The 20734-nt window shown below is 49.2% G+C and carries 16 protein-coding genes; 14 read left to right on the forward strand and 2 right to left on the reverse strand.

All coding sequences use genetic code 11. The annotated features are described in order from the left end of the window. The first annotated feature begins 53 nt into the window (after nt 1-53). Together Q0K02_RS12355 and Q0K02_RS02285 are read left to right on the forward strand one after the other, a co-directional pair. On the forward strand, nt 54-251 hold the full coding sequence (locus Q0K02_RS12355) for an AlpA family phage regulatory protein (protein WP_346664763.1): 198 nt from the start codon (nt 54-56) through the stop codon (nt 249-251). Nucleotides 252-430: 179 nt separating this feature from the next. Beyond that, nucleotides 431-2065 (forward strand): DUF927 domain-containing protein, encoded by a 1635-nt coding sequence (locus Q0K02_RS02285; protein ID WP_294484692.1) that lies wholly within the window; start codon nt 431-433, stop codon nt 2063-2065. A gap of 394 nt (nt 2066-2459) precedes the next feature. On the opposite strand, the gene tnpA is transcribed toward Q0K02_RS02285, so the two are convergent. Further along, nucleotides 2460-2915 carry an IS200/IS605 family transposase gene (gene tnpA, locus Q0K02_RS02290; RefSeq protein WP_294484696.1) on the reverse strand — a complete coding sequence of 152 codons (456 nt, stop codon included), beginning with the start codon at nt 2913-2915 and terminating at the stop codon, nt 2460-2462. Nucleotides 2916-3121: 206 nt separating this feature from the next. Continuing rightward, nucleotides 3122-3709, reverse strand: coding sequence for a hypothetical protein (locus Q0K02_RS02295; protein ID WP_294484698.1), 588 nt, complete (start codon nt 3707-3709; stop codon nt 3122-3124). 435 nt (nt 3710-4144) lie between these two features. On the opposite strand from Q0K02_RS02295, the gene Q0K02_RS02300 reads away from it, so the two are divergent. The 12 genes from Q0K02_RS02300 to Q0K02_RS02355 all read left to right on the forward strand — a co-directional run bounded on the left by Q0K02_RS02300 (nt 4145) and on the right by Q0K02_RS02355 (nt 20633). Beyond that, nucleotides 4145-7639, forward strand: a complete 3495-nt coding sequence (locus tag Q0K02_RS02300) for a helicase-related protein (protein ID WP_294484701.1) — start codon at nt 4145-4147, stop codon at nt 7637-7639. A gap of 2 nt (nt 7640-7641) precedes the next feature. Next, complete coding sequence (locus Q0K02_RS02305) at nt 7642-8694, forward strand: hypothetical protein (protein WP_294484708.1); 1053 nt, start codon at nt 7642-7644, stop codon at nt 8692-8694. Between the two features lie 10 nt (nt 8695-8704). Further along, on the forward strand, nt 8705-11596 hold the full coding sequence (locus tag Q0K02_RS02310) for a DUF1156 domain-containing protein (RefSeq protein WP_294484710.1): 2892 nt from the start codon (nt 8705-8707) through the stop codon (nt 11594-11596). A 9-nt stretch (nt 11597-11605) separates the two neighbouring features. After that, on the forward strand, nt 11606-12655 hold the full coding sequence (locus tag Q0K02_RS02315; RefSeq protein ID WP_294484711.1) for an AAA family ATPase: 1050 nt from the start codon (nt 11606-11608) through the stop codon (nt 12653-12655). Next, the gene (locus Q0K02_RS02320) at nt 12648-13163 is read left to right on the forward strand and encodes a hypothetical protein (RefSeq protein WP_294484713.1); all 516 of its coding nucleotides are present in this window, start codon (nt 12648-12650) and stop codon (nt 13161-13163) included. Before Q0K02_RS02315 ends, Q0K02_RS02320 begins: the two co-directional genes overlap by 8 nt. Continuing rightward, nucleotides 13160-15979: a DUF499 domain-containing protein gene (locus Q0K02_RS02325; RefSeq protein ID WP_294484715.1), complete on the forward strand. Its 2820-nt coding sequence runs from the start codon at nt 13160-13162 to the stop codon at nt 15977-15979. The genes Q0K02_RS02320 and Q0K02_RS02325 overlap by 4 nt, the downstream gene beginning before the upstream one ends. A gap of 108 nt (nt 15980-16087) precedes the next feature. Further along, nucleotides 16088-17521, forward strand: coding sequence for an AAA family ATPase (locus Q0K02_RS02330; RefSeq protein WP_294484717.1), 1434 nt, complete (start codon nt 16088-16090; stop codon nt 17519-17521). A gap of 7 nt (nt 17522-17528) precedes the next feature. Further along, nucleotides 17529-17960, forward strand: coding sequence for a hypothetical protein (locus tag Q0K02_RS02335; protein WP_294484718.1), 432 nt, complete (start codon nt 17529-17531; stop codon nt 17958-17960). 9 nt (nt 17961-17969) lie between these two features. Continuing rightward, nucleotides 17970-18191: a DUF2997 domain-containing protein gene (locus Q0K02_RS02340; RefSeq protein ID WP_294484720.1), complete on the forward strand. Its 222-nt coding sequence runs from the start codon at nt 17970-17972 to the stop codon at nt 18189-18191. Nucleotides 18192-18200: 9 nt separating this feature from the next. Beyond that, entirely contained in the window at nt 18201-19079 is an 879-nt protein-coding gene (locus tag Q0K02_RS02345; RefSeq protein ID WP_294484722.1) for a DUF3150 domain-containing protein, read from the forward strand. Between the two features lie 72 nt (nt 19080-19151). Beyond that, the gene (locus Q0K02_RS02350) at nt 19152-19931 is read left to right on the forward strand and encodes a PD-(D/E)XK nuclease family protein (protein ID WP_294484724.1); all 780 of its coding nucleotides are present in this window, start codon (nt 19152-19154) and stop codon (nt 19929-19931) included. 9 nt (nt 19932-19940) lie between these two features. Then, a complete protein-coding gene (locus Q0K02_RS02355; RefSeq protein ID WP_294484726.1) occupies nt 19941-20633 on the forward strand; it encodes an ERF family protein in 693 nt (230 codons plus the stop codon). Nucleotides 20634-20734: the final 101 nt, after the last annotated feature.

Consider the following 20734-nt stretch of genomic DNA (forward strand, 5'->3'; position numbering starts at 1 on the left):
TTGGGTGTGTGTAATTGCTCAGGTCTCAGAGGTTGCAGCCAGGAGACCTGACGATGACAACTTCAAGATCATCTCAATTCGTTCGGGCATCGGATCTCGCCGCCATTCTGGGTGTCAGCAAGTCAACCATCTGGCGTTGGCGGGCTGAAGGCAAGTTGCCCGATCCTTTCCGCCTTTCAAGTCGTGTAACAGTCTGGGAGCTGAAGGAAGTTCTCGCCTTCGTTGAACAGAAGCGAGATCTCTCTCTTTAGGCCTATCTTCGAGTACGGCGTGCCGTGCGAGGTAGGCTTGCGCACTCCGCCTGCTGTCTCACTAATGGTCTGCATACGCTGCTATCGGTGCAGCCTTTCTCGGCATGCGTACTCTCCTGAATACCGGTGCAGGGTCAAACTCTTTGGCGGCTCTGCACTGTGAAGGTAAGGAGCTACAAGTGAGTACTGCCATCGAACCTTTTGGGTCCTATATTACGAACTTAGAGGGGGAAATCATTTTTGAAAAATATCTGCTAAGGTGTTTGCTTTCCCCCACTGCTCGATTTAGCATCATAGGAACTACGGAAAATTCAACCAGCCACAAATGGGGACTACTCGTATCCTTCAAGGATTATAGCTCCCATGAAAAGAAACTGGAAATCCCTCTTTCCTGCATCTATGCCAAGAACAGTTCTTTCTTCCGGAATATTCTCTGTGACGGCGGGTATTCTTGTCGGAAAGGATTTCCTCCGGATGTCTTGTTTGAGCGTATTCAGCAGGATTTGAGTTGGTATCCTCCTGTCACACGTATCACCAAAGTAGGCTGGCAAAGAGCCCCAGAGGTGTACATCCTTCCTAAACGTATCTACGGCACCTTTGACCAAAGCAAATATCACTTTGAATGCAGCTGCAGTGGTTACCGCAATCATGGAAACCTTCAGGAGTGGGGCCAGCTTGCCGAAACTGCTGTTGGAAATACCCGTTTCGTTTTTGCGCTGTGCGCAGCTTTTGCTGCAGTTCTCCTGACTCCTTTGGGAATTGAAGGGGGAGGATTTAATTTTGTGGGTGAATCATCCTCCGGGAAGACTACGGCTCTCAAAATTGCCTCGTCAGTATGGGGAAATGATATAATATCTTGGAATTCAACGATAAATGCTCTTGAAAACATTGCTTCGGAGCATAACGACAATCTTCTGGTCCTTGACGAGCTGGGAGAAATGGATTCAGGGTCCTTTCATCAGACAGTGTACATGCTGGCCAATGGCTTTGGCAAAAACAGAAGCAGCGGAAACGGTAAACTGCAGGAAAAAAAGTCCTGGCGTTGTTTGTTTCTTTCGAGCGGAGAGGTAGGCCTCATGGATAAGCTCTCAGAAAAAAAAGCGTCCTGCCATGACGGGCAACGTGTTCGCTTCCTGGACATTCCTGTACGTGCCGACATGATTATGCATCTCCATGGGAGAAGCAGTGCCGCTCAGCTTGTTTCGGATATGGTCTCCCTTGCTGATCAATACACCGGTACGGCTGGACCTCAGTTTTTAGAGTGGCTGACGGAAAATTTGCCAAGTCGGATTAGCTGCTTGAAAAGACAACTGAAACAAAAAGAGGATATGCTTTGCGGCTCTGAAGAAAAAACTGTGATCAGGCGAGCAGCTCGTCGTTTTGCCCTCGTATGGATTGCTGGCGAGGCTGCCTGGAACGCAGAAATTTTACCTTTCGAAATGGACATAGAAGCCGCAGTTCGCAGTTGCTACGATGACTGGCTGAAGGACTACGAGAATTCATCGAATCAAGAACAACAACAATTTCTCTACAAGTTTCGGGCCTGTATTGAACGGAACCGGTCAAAGTTCATCCATGTCAGTATGTCTGGAGATAACGTTTCCAAACTGATCGGATACTATAATCCCAAATCGAAAGGAACGGAGTATCTCTTCTCCAAGGCAACCTTTCACACCATGTTTCCCCAGAAAAAGGCGGTGGAATGGCTGAAACAGGCAGGATGTCTGAAGACCCGCAAGGATCGTGATGACAACGAGCGTGTGGTCTGCGGCAAGAAAGGATATTACTATGTGGTAGTTCTTCCCAAGGACTGATAAGCTCAGGGCTCTTTTCAGCAATGAAAGGAGCCTTTTTATTTTTGCTGTTCGTCAGAAAATTGACGGAAAGATGCTGCGCATATTGGCTGTCTTGACGAAAAAATAGCGTCATCCAGTTGAAATAGATCAGATAATTAAAAAATCGTCAGAATACCGTGGCTAAGGGGGGAAAGAGCTGTCATAGCCCAAAAGTACGACGCGCTGTAAAATGAATACCACTACCGATGCAAACAGGGAGGTCGGAAGAAAAGCGTCATCACGCGGCATATGATTCGACACGCTCGCAAAAAGTCAGGACCGCCCCTTCAAGGGGCGGTTTGATTTGACCCTATAAGGGTCTGTTACTCGGCTGCCCTCTTAAGAGGGCTCGGTCTCGACTCCTGCCGCAGTGTTATTTCCTGCTGCTCGTAAACGAGCTGACGGGCCGTTCTACCAAACTATACTGATCGGTTATTTTGTCTCGTTCTTCCTGTTCCCGGACATACTTGATGATCATCGCTTCATTTACTCCCACAGTGCTGACAAAATAACCGGTGCACCAGAAATGGCGATTGCCGAACTTGTAGCGCAAATGCGGAAAGCTCTCGAATATCATCAGGGAACTTTTCCCTTTCAAATACCCCATTATTTGCGCCACACTATATTTAGGTGGAATCTTGATGCACATATGGATATGGTCCACACACGCATTTGCTTCTACTATCTCTATTCCTTTGTATTCACACAGTTTTCTCAAAATTTCCCCTATCGTCCTGCGATACCTTCCGTATATCAGCTTGCGTCTGAATTTTGGAGCGAAAACGATGTGATACTTGCAGTTCCAACGGGTATGGTAAACTCTGGTCATTCATTGTTGGGTTCCTTTGTGCATAGATTTCGAGTCGAGACAACTTGTTATCTCACAAAGGAACCCTCTTTTTAACTTATTTAAAGGCTTCGCCTTTTTGGAACTCCCCGCATAGCGGGGAGTTTTCGACCTTAAAAAATGCCCCGCCAGAACATGGTACTGACGGGGCGAATATGGAGGAGAACGCTCAGGGAGAAGCAGTGCGTTTAGTGTTGGGCAGGAGCTTCTTCCGGGATATCCCAGGAATCGGTGTGAACAATGATGCCGTTCCGGATCTCAAAGATTCCGCCGAAGCCCTGCTCTTCCTCCCATCGCCATTGCCAGTGGCCTTCAGGGCATGATGCTGCCATGACCTCCGTAAACGCTTCAGGATAGCTCCAGGGCGTATCGAAGAAGTAGCTGGTGTCATCATGTTTCCGGCAACAAGCATCCCACTTGCAGCCCCAATGGCTGTTTGTGAAGGTGTACCAGTCTGCGGCTCCGAATCGCCTGATGAGAGTTCGGGCACACTCGGCGGTACAGCAGCTTTCGATGAAGCCTGACGGATGCTCCACATAAAGCAGTCCTTCCTGCTCATACTCCGTGCAAACACGATCCACATACCGTTCCTTAAACATCTGCATTTCCTCCGGGGAAACGATTCTGTTCGGAGAACTGGTTTTTGAGAGCTCACGCGGGAGAGGGACAAGCCTGCTGAAGCAGAATTCGCCTTTCTCATCCACGATGCGCTCACGGGTGAACGAAACAGCCGCGTCATTGAGTGGGGTCACGGTGTTGGATACCCAGTTCGGCATAACAACCTCCTTAAATAGCAAAAGCCGGACTCCGTGAGGAATCCGGCCTTTTGCGGTTGATGGTACTGATGAATTTGACGATCCCAATTTACAGATCCGACAGGTTGAAAAATCTTCGGCAGTGAGGGCAGAAAAGAATTTGCTTTCTAAGCCGTTCATACCGAGTCTTTCGACCTCGGACGTGTACGTTGAACAGGATCCATAAAAACTGTAATTCAATATATGCAACTGTATACATTGAACGATTATAATGGTATATTACGATTATATATTAAAATTTATATAGCATAATATGAGTAAATTTCGAATATTATTTTTATATAAAATACTATAATGTAAAAAGTAAAATTATTGATAAAAAATCAACAATTGTCTCGCCTTTTATAATATTTTTCTGTATTCTTTCCCTACCGATGACGCTAAAAGGGGAATGTCATGCTTCGCTTCGAAGATATTGCAACCGGACAAATTCTGACGGGAGTTGAGCAGGGAAAGTGCACTGAAGTCATCATGCTGCAGATTGTCAGCGCAAATGCTGCTACGCTTTTTTATAAAACCGATGATGGCAGCTTGCGGGAACGCCTGTTGACACGAGAAGACGAAGCAAGTCTCTCCATTGCAGAGTCGGAACGACCTTGGAGCTTTGATGTCTCCGCTCAGGATTTTAAACGGGCAGCAGAAGCCTATCGCATCAGCCTTGCCTATCTTTTTGATCCTATGATGGCCGTCCACACTTCCAATGTGCAGCCTCTCCCCCATCAGATTACCGCAGTCTATGAATCCATGCTTCCCCGGCAACCTTTGCGATTCGTCCTTGCCGATGATCCGGGTTCCGGTAAAACCATCATGGCTGGTTTGCTTATCCGTGAACTGATCATGCGAGCCGATGCCAGACGCATACTCATTATTTCCCCAGGCAGTCTGAGCGAGCAATGGTATGATGAAATGTCGTCGAAATTCGGACTTCAGTTTGACCTTTTCGACCGCAGTATGCTGAACCTTTCCCACAGTGGAAATCCTTTTGACGATCATGATCTGCTTATCGCCCGCCTTGACCAGCTTGCCAGAGCCAAGGACTTACAGGAAAAGTTGGAATTGTCCTCGTGGGATCTTGTCGTTGTGGACGAAGCACACAAGATGTCAGCTTCTTTTTTTGGAAATAAAATCACTGAAACCCAGCGGTTCAAGCTGGGAAAAATGTTGAGTAAACGCACACGACATCTTCTGCTCATGACGGCCACGCCGCATAATGGAAAAGAGGAGGATTTCCAGCTGTTCCTGTCACTCCTGGATACGGAACGTTTTTATGGTAAGTTTCGTGAAGGCAAGACGGCAAAAGTGGACGTCAGTGACATCATGCGTCGCATGGTCAAGGAAGACCTTGTAAAATTTGACGGCACTCCTCTGTTTCCCAAGCGTTATGCGTACTCTTTGAATTATCATCTGTCGGAACTGGAAGATAACCTTTATAAGGCGGTCACCCGTTATGTGAAAGAGGAAATGGGAAAAGCTGATCGTCTGCAGGGCAGTCACCGTGGCCGGGTAGGTTTTGCTCTGACCGGTTTGCAGCGTCGTCTCGCTTCCAGTCCCGAAGCCATTTACCAGACGCTGTGCCGCCGCAGAAAAAGACTGGAACGGCGACTGGAAGAAATGGTTCACAGCCATGAAACAACGATGTTCTGGAACAATTCCGATTTTCCGGAAGATGCCTGGGAGATGGAAGAAGCCCTGGATGCAGCAGAATTTGAGCAGGCAGAAGAGAAGCTTGTAGATCAGGCAACGGCCTCGCAGACGCGCAGAGAACTGCAGGACGAAATCGAGGTCCTGAAGGCTTTGGAAGTGCAGGCCCAGGGAGTTGTCAAATCCAAAAAAGACAGAAAATGGGATGAGCTGTCCCAACTGCTTCAGCAAAACGAGCTCATGCGTGACAGTGAAGGCTTTCAGCGCAAGCTCATCGTTTTTACGGAATACAAAGATACGCTTGCCTATCTTGCGGACCGAATCAGCACTCTTCTGGGAAGTGCTGACGCCGTTGTCACCATTCATGGCGGAGTGAACAGGGAGGAGCGCCGTCATGTGCAGGACCTGTTCCGCAACGATAAAGCCGTGAAGGTTCTGGTAGCAACGGATGCCGCTGGTGAAGGCGTCAACCTTCAGAATGCCAATCTCATGGTAAACTATGATCTGCCATGGAACCCCAACCGGCTGGAACAGCGATTCGGGCGCATCCATCGTATCGGTCAGCAGCAGCCATGCCATCTGTGGAACCTCATTGCCAGTGGAACGCAGGAAGGCAAAGTCTTCGAGACTCTTTTTGCAAAGCTCGAAGTTGAAAAGGAGGCGCTGGGCGGACGGGTCTTTGATATCCTTGGAGAAGTATTTGAAGAAAAAAGTCTGAAAGACCTTCTTATTGAAGCCATCCGTTATGGAGAACAGCCCGAAACGATGGAGTATCTCCGCAGGCGGGTGGAAGGCGCTCTGGATACCGAAAGACTGCGCGGCATTCTGGACAGAAATGCGCTCTGCAAGGAAATGATGACGCCTGAGCGGCTTTTTGCCGTCAAGGAAGAAATGGACAGAGCCGAAGCGCGAAAATTGCAGCCTCACTATATGCGGGCCTTTTTCCTTGAGGCTTTTCAACATCTGAAAGGAACGATTCACCACAGGGAAGAGCGCCGCTATGAAATCACCTATGTGCCGGAGCTGATTCGGTCCAGAGGTGATGCCCTGCGCCAGAAAAACAGCCGTATCCTCCCGCGCTATCAGCGCATATGCTTTGAAAAGGAGCAGATACAGCTTCCCTTCAGGGTATCGGCTCCCATGGCGGAACTCATGCATCCCGGTCATCCTCTTATGAGGGCTGTGCTGGATCTCGTGCTGGACAAGGGGCGCTCGCAACTCAAGCAGGGAACCGTATTTCTTGACACTGCAGACAAAGGGCAGACGCCTCGCATCCTTCTTTTTCTCAGTCATGCCATACGGGAAGAAAAAAATCAGAATGCCATTGTTTCCCAGCGTGTTCAGTTTGTGGAGCTGCTGCAGACAGGGGAGGAAAAAGATCCAGGCTGGGCTCCGTATCTTTCCTATGAGCCTTTTCCGGAATCCGACCTGCCTCTCATACAAGATATTCTGAATTCTCCATGGCTCAATCACGATCTGGAAAAACGCGCCGTGAGCTATGCTTCCGAACATATGGCTCCCCAACATTTTAAGGAAGTAAGCCAGCGCAGGGCAGCTCAGGCGGATAAAATCCGCGATGCCGTACGCGTGCGACTATCCAAGGAAGCCAGCTACCAGCAGGATCTCTTGCTGAAATATCAGGAAATGGAAAAACAGGGGCAGGACAGACGACTGCAGATCGAAAGGATCCGCAAAATCCTTGAAGACCTGCGGGGCAGGCGTACTCTGAGAGAGGCAGAGCTTGATGCCATGAAGCATGTTGTCTCAACGTCCCCTGTCGTTGTGGCTGGAGCGCTTGTTATTCCCGTCGGCCTGCTTGAAGAGAGAAAAACAGGCACAGTCTCGGCAGTATTTTCTGCCGATGCCGCCGCACGAAGACGCGTGGAAATGCTTGCCATGAAGGCGGTTCTTCAGGCAGAACAGGCGCAGGGATGCACCTGTGTTGATGTTTCCTCCCAGAACTGCGGCTGGGACATCACGAGCACTCCTCCGGCAAAGGAAGACGGTGTTATTCCAGAGGACAGACACATAGAAGTCAAGGGCAGAGTCGCCGGGCAGACTACCATCACGGTAAGTCACAATGAAATATGTGCCGCCCTGAACCAGGAAGATAAATTCTGGCTGGCAATAGTGTTTGTGGATGGCGACAAGGTGGACGGCCCGCATTATGTGCATCAGCCCTTTACGCAGGAACCGGAAATGAGTGTGGCCAGCGTGAATTACAACATCAAAGATCTTCTTGGAAAATAATGATGCGAGATGAAGATATAAAACAGGTATTTAATGGCCTTGTAAGCAATGCGTTTGATTTTTTGACAAGAAGTGTTGCTGAGTTTGACACTGATATAAAATATTCCATTATTCATTTCTGCATTGCCGTTGAAAATATTTTGAAGGCAGAGCTTCTTCATAAAGATTGGAGTCTTATTTTTAAAAAGCCTGAAAATGCCAGCTGGGATAATCTTATTACTGGTAATTTTCAATCTGTGTCTCTGGGAGAGACTATAAATCGGCTATGTAATATTAATAAAAAAGATATAACTCAAGAAGCTAAAGATTGCTTTCTTGATATTGCAAAAGAAAGAAATAAGATAATTCATTTTTGTAATGTGAATATATCAAAAGAAGAAATAGCCATTAAACAGTTTACTGCATGGTACCATATTGATAAGCTTTTACGGTTGTGGCATGGTCACTTTAATAAATTCTTGAAGGAGAAAAGAAAATTTCGAAACATCATGGCAAAACAAATCGAATATCTTAAAATAAGATATGACAAAATAAAACCAACTCTTGACAAGTTAGATAAAAATAAAGTGTTTTTCGCCACATGTCCTTCTTGTAAATACGATGCACTTGTTCTTTCTGTATCTGAACTTCATGTCAGAGAGGAAAGATGCAGAGTATGTGACGTCAGTTCTCGAGGGATAGTCATTCATTGCCCGGATTGTGGAGCACTGACGCTGTTGACGGATGATCATACTACAACTTGTAAATGTCACAAGCGTATAGATAGTAAAGATTTGATAGATATTATAGAAAATAAATTATCATACTATGCTGATATTCCACATGGTGAAGAAGTCGACTGGTTGGCAAACTGTACAGAATGTGATGGGCATGAATCAGCTATAAAACTTGCGGAAGACTTATGGTTTTGTACCGAATGCTTTGCAACCTTTGATAAGGCTTCTTGCTGTGAATGGTGCAATGAATTTTATACAGGTGAAAAAGAAGACACCTATATGTTTGGCTGTGGATGCGGTTGCTGTGAAGGCTATGCAGCCAACCATATGGATGATTAAAGGATAACTCATGCCCGCTATCAAGACCCCGAAGAAACTCATTGAAGTAGCCTTGCCTCTGGACGCCATCAATGCCGCGGCAGCGCGTGAAAAGTCCATACGGCATGGCCATCCCAGCACGCTGCATTTGTGGTGGGCGCGTCGTCCGCTGGCCGCAGCGAGGGCTGTTATTTTTGCCCAGATGGTCAACGATCCGGGGTATGAACGTCAGTATCAGCGGGGCATGAACAAGGAAGCCGCCGCCAGAGAACGGGAACGTCTGTTCAAGATCATTGAAGATCTGGTGAAGTGGGAAAACACCACCAACGAAGATGTTCTGGAGCGTGCGCGCGAGGAGATTCGCAAATCCTGGCGGGAAACGTGCAGACTCAACAGAGACCATCCGCAGGCTGCCGAGCTGTTCAATCCCGACAAGCTCCCGGCCTTTCACGATCCCTTTGCCGGTGGCGGTGCTCTGCCTCTGGAAGCGCAGCGTCTCGGACTGGAAGCCTGGGCTTCCGATCTCAATCCTGTGGCGGTCACCATCAACAAGGCCATGATAGAAATTCCGCCCAAGTTTGCGGGACGTGCTCCTGTCGGCCCCATTCCCCCGTCTACAAAAGAGGCGCTGACCATGAGCGAGTGGAAAGGCGCTCAGGGACTGGCCGAAGATGTGCGTCGTTATGGCCACTGGATGCGGGAAGAAGCGCAGAAACGCATCGGTCACTTGTACCCACAGGTGGAAATCACGGAAGAGATGGCGGTTGAACGCCCCGATCTGCAGGAATATGTGGGCCAGAAACTGACCGTTATTGCCTGGATATGGGCGCGGACCGTCAAAAGTCCCAATCCCGCGTTTTCGCATGTGGATGTGCCACTGGCGTCCACTTTTGTGCTGTCCAGCAAGGCAGGCAAAGAAGCCTGGGTTCAGCCAGTGGTGGAAGGCGACAGCTATCGCTTTATCGTGCGCATGGGCAAGCCGCCGGAAGAAGCCAAAAACGGAACGAAAGTAAGCTCCAGAGGGGCAAATTTCCGCTGCCTGGTTTCCGGCTCGCCTGTTGCTGCTGCATACGTAAAAGAACAGGGGCTGGCTGGTCACATGGGAGCCAGACTTATGGCTATCGTGGCCGAAGGAACGAGAGGACGGATCTATCTTTCGCCTCTGCCGGAACACGAAGATCTTGCCAGACAGGCGAGACCGACATGGAAGCCTTCCTCCTCCATGCCTGATAACCCGCGCTGGTTTTCACCTCCTCTATACGGCTTGACTACCTACGGTGATCTCTTCACTCCTCGCCAGCTTGTGGCTCTGACTACGTTTTCCGATCTGGTGCAGGAAGCCATAGCCAAATGCCGCAACGATGCGCTCGCGTCCGGCATGTCGGACGATGGACTGGGTCTTGAAGCCAGCGGCACAGGCGCACAGGCCTATGCTGAAGCTGTGGGGGTGTATTTGGCCTTTGCTGTGGATAAAGTAGCAGATAGAGGGTCTTCGTTAGGTAGATGGGACCCAACACCTACACAAAGTGGCATTATCAATGCGTTTAGTAGACAGGCCTTGCCTATGACTTGGGATTTTGCAGAGTCAAATCCCTTAGGAGAGGCATCTGGCAACTTTTTAAGCGCAGTTATATTAGTATGTAAAAATTTTATTAATTTTTCAGCAAATAATTTAGGACATGCACTTCAATTATGTGCAAATCAACAAAATACTAGTATTAATAAAATCATATCAACAGATCCTCCATATTATGATAATATCGGGTATGCCGATTTATCAGATTTTTTCTATATATGGCTTCGTCGTTCCTTGCGCAAAGTTTTTCCGTCTCTGTATGCTACCATGTCTGTACCAAAAGAAGAAGAACTGGTAGCGACTCCCTATCGACATGGCGGGAAGGAAGCTGCGGAAACATTCTTTTTGCACGGCATGACGGAGGCTATACGCAACCTGGCCATACAGGCTCACCCAGCCTTCCCTGTGACCATCTATTACGCCTTCAAGCAGTCGGAAACAAAAGCTGAAAAAGGCACATCCAATACCGGTTGGGAAACCTTTCTGGAGGCAGTTCTGAGCGCTGGTTTTGCCATCTGCGGCACATGGCCTATGCGCACAGAGCTTGGTAATCGTATGATCAGTTCCGGCACCAACGCCCTTGCTTCTTCCATTGTGCTCGTCTGCAGAAAGCGCCCGGAGGATGCTCCCAGCATCAGCCGCAGAGAATTTCTACGGGAACTGAACGACGTTCTGCCTACGGCCTTTGATGAAATGACGCGCGGCGGCGTGAACTCACCCGTAGCTCCTGTGGATCTTTCTCAGGCCATCATCGGCCCCGGCATGGCAGTGTTCAGCAAGTACAAGTCCGTGCTTGAAGCCGACGGTTCCCCCATGAGCGTGAAAAATGCTCTGCGCATCATCAACCGCTTTTTCGGCGGAGAAGACGACTTTGACAACGACACCATGTTCTGCCTGAGCTGGTTTGAAAGCAACGGATGGGCGGCAGGAAAGTTCGGCGATGCCGATGTTCTTGCCAGAGCCAAAGGGACCAGTGCCGCAGGACTTGCCGAAGCCGGGGTTGTGGCCTCCGGTGGAGGGGAAGTGCGTCTCTTGCGCTGGCAGGATATGCCGGAAGGCTGGAACCCGCTGCATGACAACAGAAAGCCGGTATGGGAATCGCTGCATCAGCTTATCCGCAGTCTGAACCTGCATGGAGAAGGCCCGACAGGAAAACTGCTTGCGTTGTGCGGAACGCAGAGTGGAGCCATCCGCTCCCTTGCCTATCGTCTGTACACGCTTTGTGAACGCAAGGGCTGGGCCGAAGATGCCCGCGCCTATAACGAACTTGTCGTCGCCTGGCCCAACATCGAACAGGCCTCGATACAGGTTCCTGTCAGAGAACAGGAACAAGGCTCGCTGCTGTAGGGAGGGAATATGCTCAAAACACTATCTATTGAAAATTTTACGGTTTTCCAAAATGCCAAACTTCAATTTTCTCCCGGTCTTAATGTCATCGTAGGGGAAAATGGGACAGGAAAAAGCCATCTGCTGAAGTTGGGCTATACCATCCTGAAAACACTGGAATCATTTGGCGACAAAGCTCCTGCCCGAGAAGTGGCAGAGCGGGAGTTCGCCAAGAATCTTGTAGATATCTTTCGTCCTGAAGCACTGGGTAGACTTGCGTCCCGTGTTCAGGGCTGCAGTGCTTCCTCAGTTTCAGCAGAATGGGGGGGAAAAGGAAAACTTGGCTTCTCCTTTTCCACAAGAAAAACGGAAAAAGTGGACATCTGGCCAAGTCCAAAATATGAAGAATTAAGTTCATCCATGCTTTTTATTCCTCCTAAAGAAATCCTTTCTGTTTTTGAGGGATTACAAGCTACTCTAAAAAAAAGGGAACTCGCCTTTGATGGAACCTATCTGGACTTGGCTGACGCGCTAAGTTCCGCAACACTAAGAGGAAAACGACCTTCAGATATAGCAAATCTCATTAACTCACTAGAATATACCATTGATGCATCTGTTGTAAAAAAAGATAATCGATTTTACCTTCGTTCTAAAAGGACTGGTAGTAAGGTTGAAGCACCTCTTGTAGCAGAAGGCCATTGCAAAATCGGTATGCTGGTCTATTTGATCTTGAATGGGGAGTTACGCAACAAATCTTCTTTGTTCTGGGATGAGCCGGAAGCCAATTTGAATCCCAGACTATTGGTGAAGCTCGCACAAATTCTTGTGGAACTCAGCAAGGTCATGCAGGTTACCATCGCCACGCATAGCCTTTTTCTCCTGCGGGAGCTGGAAATTCTTCAAGAACAGAAAAAGCTCTCCAAAGCCCGTTATTTCGGGCTACACATGACTGATAACGGCGTTGAAGTGCTATCGGGCAAATCTTCCAACGACATTGGGGACATCGCTGCTCTGGAGGCTAATCTCGATCAATCTGACCGATATATGAATCTTGCCTATGAGGAAGCCTTAAATGCCTGATATTAACGTTGACGGATTAGTATTGTGTTTTCCTGACGGTTGGCAGATAACCAAGTTCGATGATTGGGATTTTTATCGTAACCAATTTTCTCGTGCACATAATAAAATCAAAGCTGTAGATGTTCTTGCCATCTCTCCAGACAACAGTAGTTTGTGGATGATTGAAGTTAAAGATTTTCGTGTGCACCAAAGAAAAAAGACGTATCCATTATATGAAGAAATTTGGGAGAAAGTTTTTTCAACCCTTGCAGCGCTATTACCAGCACAGACAAATGCTATAGATAAAAATGAGAAAAATTTTGCAAAAATAGCATCTCAAGTATCCAATATTAGAGTTATATTTCAGGGTGAACAACCTGTAACTAATTCTACAGTTTTTTCTCAAAGCTATAACGTAGCAAACCTTCAAAAGAAATTTAAAAGACTATTTCAGGCCATTGACTCAAGCGCTTTGGTTATCAATAGCAGTAAGATGCCCGATTGCATACCGTGGACGGTGAAACTATGACTACACTCAAGCCCTGGCGTGAACTTGTCTCTCCCCATGCCGATGTCCTTCGCGGCACGTTTCAGCAGTCGGAATTTGCTGCCGACATCTCCCGCGTTCATGCCGGAACGGCAACGGAAGAATATCAGAATCCCGCGCTGTTCTTCCAGCGCACGTTCATTACCGAAGGCATGAAGCATCTGCTCCATTCCGTTCTGGAGCGGCTTTCCGGCAGAGGAGGCGATCCCGTCATTCAGCTGCAGACGGCCTTCGGCGGCGGCAAGACTCATACCCTGCTGGCCGTGTATCATCTGGCTACGGCTACATGCCCTCCCAGCGAGATGCCGGGGGTTCCCGCGCTGCTCGATGAGGCCGGTCTCACGGAACTGCCGCGGGCCCGTATCGCCGTCATCGACGGCATAGGAATGTCTCCCAATCAGCCGGTGACGCATGGTGAATTGACTGTCCGTACCATCTGGGGAGAACTTGCCTGGCAGCTCGGCGGAGCTGAAGGCTATGCACTGGTAGCCGATTCCGACCGGGCAGGCACATCTCCGGGAAAGGATGTTCTGCAAAAGCTGCTGCAAAACGCCGCGCCGTGCATTGTCCTCATGGACGAGCTGGTAGCCTACATCCGGCAGTTTTCCGAAACGCCTTTGACCGGCGGCACATTCTCTTCCAACCTGAGCTTCATGCAGGCGCTTACGGAAGCCATAAAAGGCGTTCCCAATGCCGTGCTTCTGGCTTCTCTGCCCGAATCCATGGCAGAGGCCGGAGATATGAACGGGCAGCGTGCGCTGGAAACGCTTTCGCATACCTTTGGTCGCATTCAGGCACTCTGGAAACCTGTCGGTGCGGAAGAGGCTTTCGAGGTTGTACGGCGCAGACTTTTTGCTCCTGTGACAGACAGAAAAAGCGCCGACGACGTATGCAACGCCTTTGCCAACTTCTATATTGAAAATGCCTCCAGCTTCCCTCAGGAAACGCAGGAAAGTCACTATCTCGCACGCCTGAAATCCGCCTACCCCATACATCCGGAAGTGTTTGACCGCCTGTATGAAGACTGGTCGTCCCTGGATAACTTCCAGAGAACGCGCGGCGTATTGAAGTTCATGGCCAAGGTTATCCATCGTCTGTGGAAGGACAACAGCACCGATCCGCTCATCATGCCCGGCAGTCTGCCTCTCTACGATGGTGGAACACGGGCTGACATCATTTATTACCTTCCTCAGGGATGGGACCCCGTTGTCGATAAGGATATCGACGGAGAAAACGCACAACCGACACAGCTTGATATGAGTATGCCGCGTTTCGGCAATATTCAGTCCTGCCGTCGTGTGGCGCGTACCATCTTTCTGGGCTCTGCTCCGGCTGGCAATCTGGGGGGCAGCAACGTGTATCGGGGCATTGACGAGAAGCGCATTTTTCTGGGGGCGGCGCTCCCGTCCTGTTCTCTGGCCGTTTTCCGGGACTCCCTGCAACGCCTTCAGGACAAGCTGTATTACCTGAATGTGGAAAACGATAAGTACTGGTTCAATGTGCGTCCCAATCTGCGCAGAGAGATGGAAGACCGCAAGGCCAGATACGGTATGGAACAGGCCATTCCTTTCATCAAGGAACGTCTGCGCCATACGCTGAAACAGGGGATGTTTTCCGGCGTGCACATCTTTGCTTTCAGCAACGACATTCCTGATGACGAGCATCTTCGTCTTGTTGTTCTCCCACCTCGGGAGGCATACAGCAAGACGTTGGATAACGGTGCTCTGTCTGCGGCACGAAGCATATTGGAAAACCGTGGAGACGTGCCCAGACAAAACAGGAACCGCCTGATCTTTCTTGCGCCGGAGCACGATAACATCGCCCGACTTATTGATCAGATCAAATCCTTTCTTGCCTGGCAGTCTATTCTTTCCGACAGTCAGGAAGATAAGCTGGTACTGGATACGCTTCAGATAAAAAATGCCCGTACATCTGCAGACAAGGCCAAACAGATTGCCTCCCGCTCCGTCGAGGAAGCCTTCAAATGGATTCTTGTTCCCTACTGCGGGGAAAGAAACCTTACCGAAACCGTATGGGAACGACTTTCCATTCCCAGTGGAACGACCAGCCTTATTTCCGAAATTGAAAGGCAGCTTCGTGAAAACGAAATGGTCATCGAACGCTGGGCTCCCGTTCATCTCAAGCATATCCTGGAACAGTGGTTCTGGAACAGCGGCGAACCGTACAGAAAGGCTGTGGATGTGTGGCAGGCAACCTGTCGTTATCTGTATCTGCCTCGTCTGGGCAGCAGAAGCGTATTCACGCAAACGATAACCGACGGACTGCCGTCCCGTGACTTTTTCGCCATGGCGCAAGGACAGGAAGGAAAGAAATTTCTTGGCTTTTCCTTCGGCAAGTCTGGCATGGTCATTCTGGATTCGTCCATGTTGCTGATTTCTCCTGAAAAGGCAAAAGAATATGAAGAGGCTCTTGCCGCTGCCGATGCTCAGGTTGCTTCTTCGACAAAGCAGCCTTCACAGATGGGAGGTAATGCAACACAAGGAAGTGTAATAACTGCTTCCGCTGGGAATTCGGGAACGTCAGCTTCGGTAAAAGTTTTTCGTCGCTTTATAGGAAATGTGAATATCGACCCCATGATGGGTAAGATGGACAGTCAGGTTATTTTTGATGAAGTCATACAACATCTGTATGAATATACGGGGAGCAATGTCAAAATTACTCTCGAAATAGAGGCCGTTACCGACAGTCCGAAGGGTTTTGACTCCAGCATTCAGAGAACGGTCAAGGAAAACAGCAAGCAGTTGAACTTCACTATTGCAGAATTTGAACAGAACTGATGAATAATTAAATAATATAGCTTCAATGTTACTCCTCAAGCCCCGTGATCATGTCATGGGGCTTTTTCATTTTTCATATAGAAATAGTATCAGATAGGAGGTTTTATTATGATTACTGACTATCTGAAAGCCGGTTTTCCCGCCATCCTGTTACAAACTCAGGAACCGCATCGAGCGGATGAACTCATGAGGAAGATTCCCGAATGGCAGATATGCCGTTGGGATTGTGTCTCCGGTGTTCACGGCATGGCCCCGTCATCCTTCACTCTCAACGAAATCCAAAACCCTGTCGAAGCTGTTCAATGGCTTTCCACTGTGAAGGATACGGTGCTCATCGCCCATGGACTCCAGCACTTTCTTGACGATCCCGTTGTCTGCCAGTCCATTCTGAACGGAATTCTTCTCTGGAAAAGTGTCGGTAACTGTCTGGTCATGGTCTCCCCATTGCCGACTCTTCCGATTCAACTCCAACCATTCTTTCATCTCATCGAGATGAAGCTCCCCGATGAAGAGGCGTTAATGCGCCTGCAGGCCGAGATCGGCGAAACCACCAACATCAGGACAAACCGCAAAGCCTCAAGGCTCGCCACTGGTTTGACTGAATTTCAGGCAGAAACTGCCTTCAGCTTATCGCTGGTAAAAAAAGGCTATTTCAGTTCCAAGGTCATCACTGAAGCCAAAGCGCAGATGATTAAGAAGTCTGGTCTGCTGGAGCTTTATCCCCCTGCCGACATGCAGAACGTAGGAGGCCTGAAAAGACTGAAAAGCTACATCCAGAACCGCGCACAGGCCTACTCCCCTGACTCGTCGCTTCCCAGGCCTAAAGGAATACTTCTTGTGGGCATTCCGGGAACAGGCAAGTCACTGTCCGCCCGTGCCGTTGCTTCCATGCTGGATTTTCCTCTGCTTCGTCTGGACATAGGGCAGCTCAAAAATTCCCTTGTCGGCGAATCGGAACGGAGAATCAGAGAAGCAACCAAGATCATAGACGCCTTCGGCAACTGTGTCCTTTTCCTCGATGAACTCGAAAAAATGTTCGGAGGCGTCAAGGGCAACGGAAGCAGCGACGGCGGAACCACCAGCGGCATGTTCTCTCATTTCCTCACATGGATGAATGATCAGAACAAGGCGTTCATCGTGGCCACGGCAAACAACATCAGGGAACTGCCTGCGGAGTTTTTGCGCTCCGGCAGATTTGATTCCATCTGGTTTGTCGATCTTCCCGCTCTTGAGGAGCGAAGGGAGATCATTGCCATCATGAACAGAAAATATGGAACTGCCATGCCCCTTGAGTGGGCGGAGCAGCTGAACGGATACACTGGTTCCGAACTGGAACAGATCGTCAGGGATTCCCTCTTTGACGGTCTGGAAGAAGCCAGAAAGAACCTGATTCCGCTTTCCCGAACCATGAAGGAAGAGATTGACGCCTTGCGTTCCTGGGCCATGTCCAGAGCAAGAATAGCCAATACCCCCGACGAGGCTCCTCAGGAAGTGAGAAAAATCCGTTCCGTAGCCAGAAAACCTCTTACCCCGGCCAAGTGAGGCAACCATGTCGCACATCGCTAAAATCAAACTTCAGATCAAAGACCTGAACCTTCTCAAGAGAGCCTGTGAACGGCTCGATCTTCGCTTTGTGGAGAACCAGAAAACCTATACCTGGTATGGGCGTGTGGTGCATCCCGAAGACCTGAAGATTCACACGGACATCACCGAGGAACAACTCGGCAAATGTGACCATGCCATACAGGTTCCCACGGCCAAACTCGGCTATGAGATCGGCGTCATCAGACGTGGTGACGAATACATCCTGCTCTTTGACGACTGGGATCAGGGACTCAGAAAGGCTGTCGGCCATCATGGCGAACTGCTCAAGCAGGCATATACGGCAGAAGTCGTAAAAGCCCAGGCAAAACGCCACAACTATTTCTACTCGGAAAAGAAGGTCGACAATACCCTGAGAATCACCCTGACCGCAGTATAGGAGAGCTCCATGAAAACCATCACCATTTCCATCGACGCCACAGGCGAAGTCACTCTGGAAACTTCCGGCTTCAAGGGCAAAACGTGCCTGGAAGCTTCGGAATTCATCAAGCAGGTTCTCGGCGAGGAAATCTCCCGTGAACTGACGCCTCTTTCCTATATCAACAGGGAAGGGAAAGAAGTGACCCGTCATGTTCCCGTGTGCAGGAACGGCGGTTATTCCATCCATTAGGAGTCCGACGTGTCGTATTCTGATATCTTCAAGGATGCGGCGCTTCTTCAGCTCACGGCAACCTGCTGGAGCATTGACAGAAAACTGCCGCCCGCACTTCTGGCTGAGGTCGGAAACGTGGACTATCTGAAAGGGAGAAAACTTCTCCTTGATCCGGAATCCACGGCTCCCATCAAACAAATAACCGGCAAAGCCCGAAACTACATCCGAAAACTGGCCTTGCCATTTCCCATTCGAGGCTGCGTACTCGTTCCACGGAAGCTGATCCCTGCCATACAGGATCAGCTTTCAACGTTTAAAAACGATTACGAATGTTCCGTGGAAAGTTTTCTCTACTGGTATCCTTCCGCCATCACGGAAGCAGCGGAGAAGCTGGGAGAACTCTTCGATCAGCTGGACTACCCTTCTGCCGATCAGCTGAAGGGACGCTTTCGCTTTGAATGGCGTTACCTCACGGTCGGCCCGTCCACATCCCGAATACTCCCTGCCTCTCTGTACCAGGAGGAAATGACCAAGTTCAAGGAACTCATGGCGCAGGCACGTCAGGAAGCCGAAGAGGCGCTGAGAATGGAGTTTGTCGATCTGGTATCCAATCTGACCGACAAGCTGAACGGAACCGACGGAACGCCAAAACGCCTCCGGTCCTCCGCTGTGGAAAACCTGCATGAGTTTCTGTCTCATTTCGATGACAGGAACATCTTTCAGGATGAACAGCTGGAGTCGCTGGTGCAGCAATGCAAAAGCATTGTGGACGGCGTATCGCCCGCACGGCTTCGTACCGACGTTTCCTTCAAAACGGAAATGCACGGAAAAATGAGCGAGCTGCTTGCTGCCATTGATCAGTCGCTGGAGAATCTTCCCCGAAGAAAAATCCGCATGAGCGATTAAGGCACAGGCTTGTTCCCGTCACAATTCAAAAGGGTGGCGGGATCTCTCGCCGCCCTCCTTTTCGGAGGAATCATGACCACTCTGAGACTCTCCAAGTCCAAAATCGGCACATTTACCCTGTGCCCTCAGAAGTACCAATATACATACGTAGATAAGATCATTCCTGAAAAAACTCCGAAGGCCATGCTGGAAGGCTCTGCCCTTCATCATGTCATCGAGAATACCATCGTGTACGGTGACAAGATTGCAGAAATTTCCAGAGTGGCATCCGACGAATTCTGGAAGGACATCGAGCTGACGGGCACAGAATATGAAAGCCCGGAAGCCATGAAAAAAGCTCAGGACAGCGTACTCAAAGAAGCTGAAACATTTCTCTCGCAGATCGACCCTCTCAATCCCGTGGATATGGAAACGTACTTTGAGTATCCGTTGTTCAATCCTGAGACAGGTGAGGTCCATGAGAACATACTGCTTCGCGGATACATGGATCTCATAGACTGCACAGATGACGGAATTTACCGAGTCATAGATATCAAGACTTCGGCACGAACTCCGTTTGACTGGCAGGCAGATCGTTCCCTGGAACTCAGTACCTATGCGTACCTTCTGGCCAGTCGTTTCGGCTGGAACAGTTGTGTTCCGGTTTCTTATCTGTACCTTGTCAGAACTAAAAATCCCAAAGTCGTATGGCTCAACTCTGCACGGAGCAGAAAGGATTTCCAGCAGACATACTCCATGCTGCTGTCCATATCCCAGGCTATCATGCAGGGTAACTTTTATAAAAATATCGGAATGCACTGTTCCTGGTGTCAGCATCAGGACATATGCTTCCATTCAAAATCCATAATGTGAGGTTATCGTATGGAATTTTCCTATGCATCAGATGATATACGTGAATTGGCAAAAGCGCTTCTGAATGTGCAGAGGCAGCTTCAACCTGCTATTAAAGATGCCGTCAATCCTTTTGTCAAAAACAAGTACGCGACACTGAACAGTATTATGGACTGTTGTCGCTCCGTATTGATTGACAACGGCATTCTGCTGGTTCAGCACCAGGTTCCCGCCGAACCCGGATACTGCGGCATTGTCACCAAGCTTGTTCATGCGGAAACTGGTCAGTATCAGGCAGGTCTGGCCATGATCCCGCTGGCAAAAAATGACGCTCAGGGTTTCGGCTCTGCCTGTACCTATGGACGACGCTATGCGCTTTCTGCCATGCTCGGCATAGTCACGGAAGAAGATGATGACGGCAATGCCGCATCCTTCCCACAGGAAAAGTGTCCGTCACGGCGTACTTCCCGGTCGCAGTCTTCGACCGCACAAAAGAAGATACCGCTGAGTCAGATACTTTCGTCCTTGAATCTTGCCGACTACATTCCCCATTACCGGAAATACCTGGAGCAGCTCTACGGCTGTCCTGTGGAGAGCATGACTAATGAGCAATATCAGGAACAGGTTGAAATACTTAGAGAATGTAAGGGAAGTCCCTTGGCTATGCGGGGATTGATCAAAACCCTCAACCCCTACAGAAAACCGCAACCCATCAGACAATAGCTTCGACAGGCTAAAACAAAAGCTCTCTTTTACATCAAAAGAGGGCTTATTTTTGTGTCGTAAATTTTTTATGTTTTTATATAGAAATGGTATTAGTAGTT

The sequence above is a fragment of the uncultured Mailhella sp. genome, assembly GCF_944324995.1.
GTDB lineage: Bacteria > Desulfobacterota > Desulfovibrionia > Desulfovibrionales > Desulfovibrionaceae > Mailhella.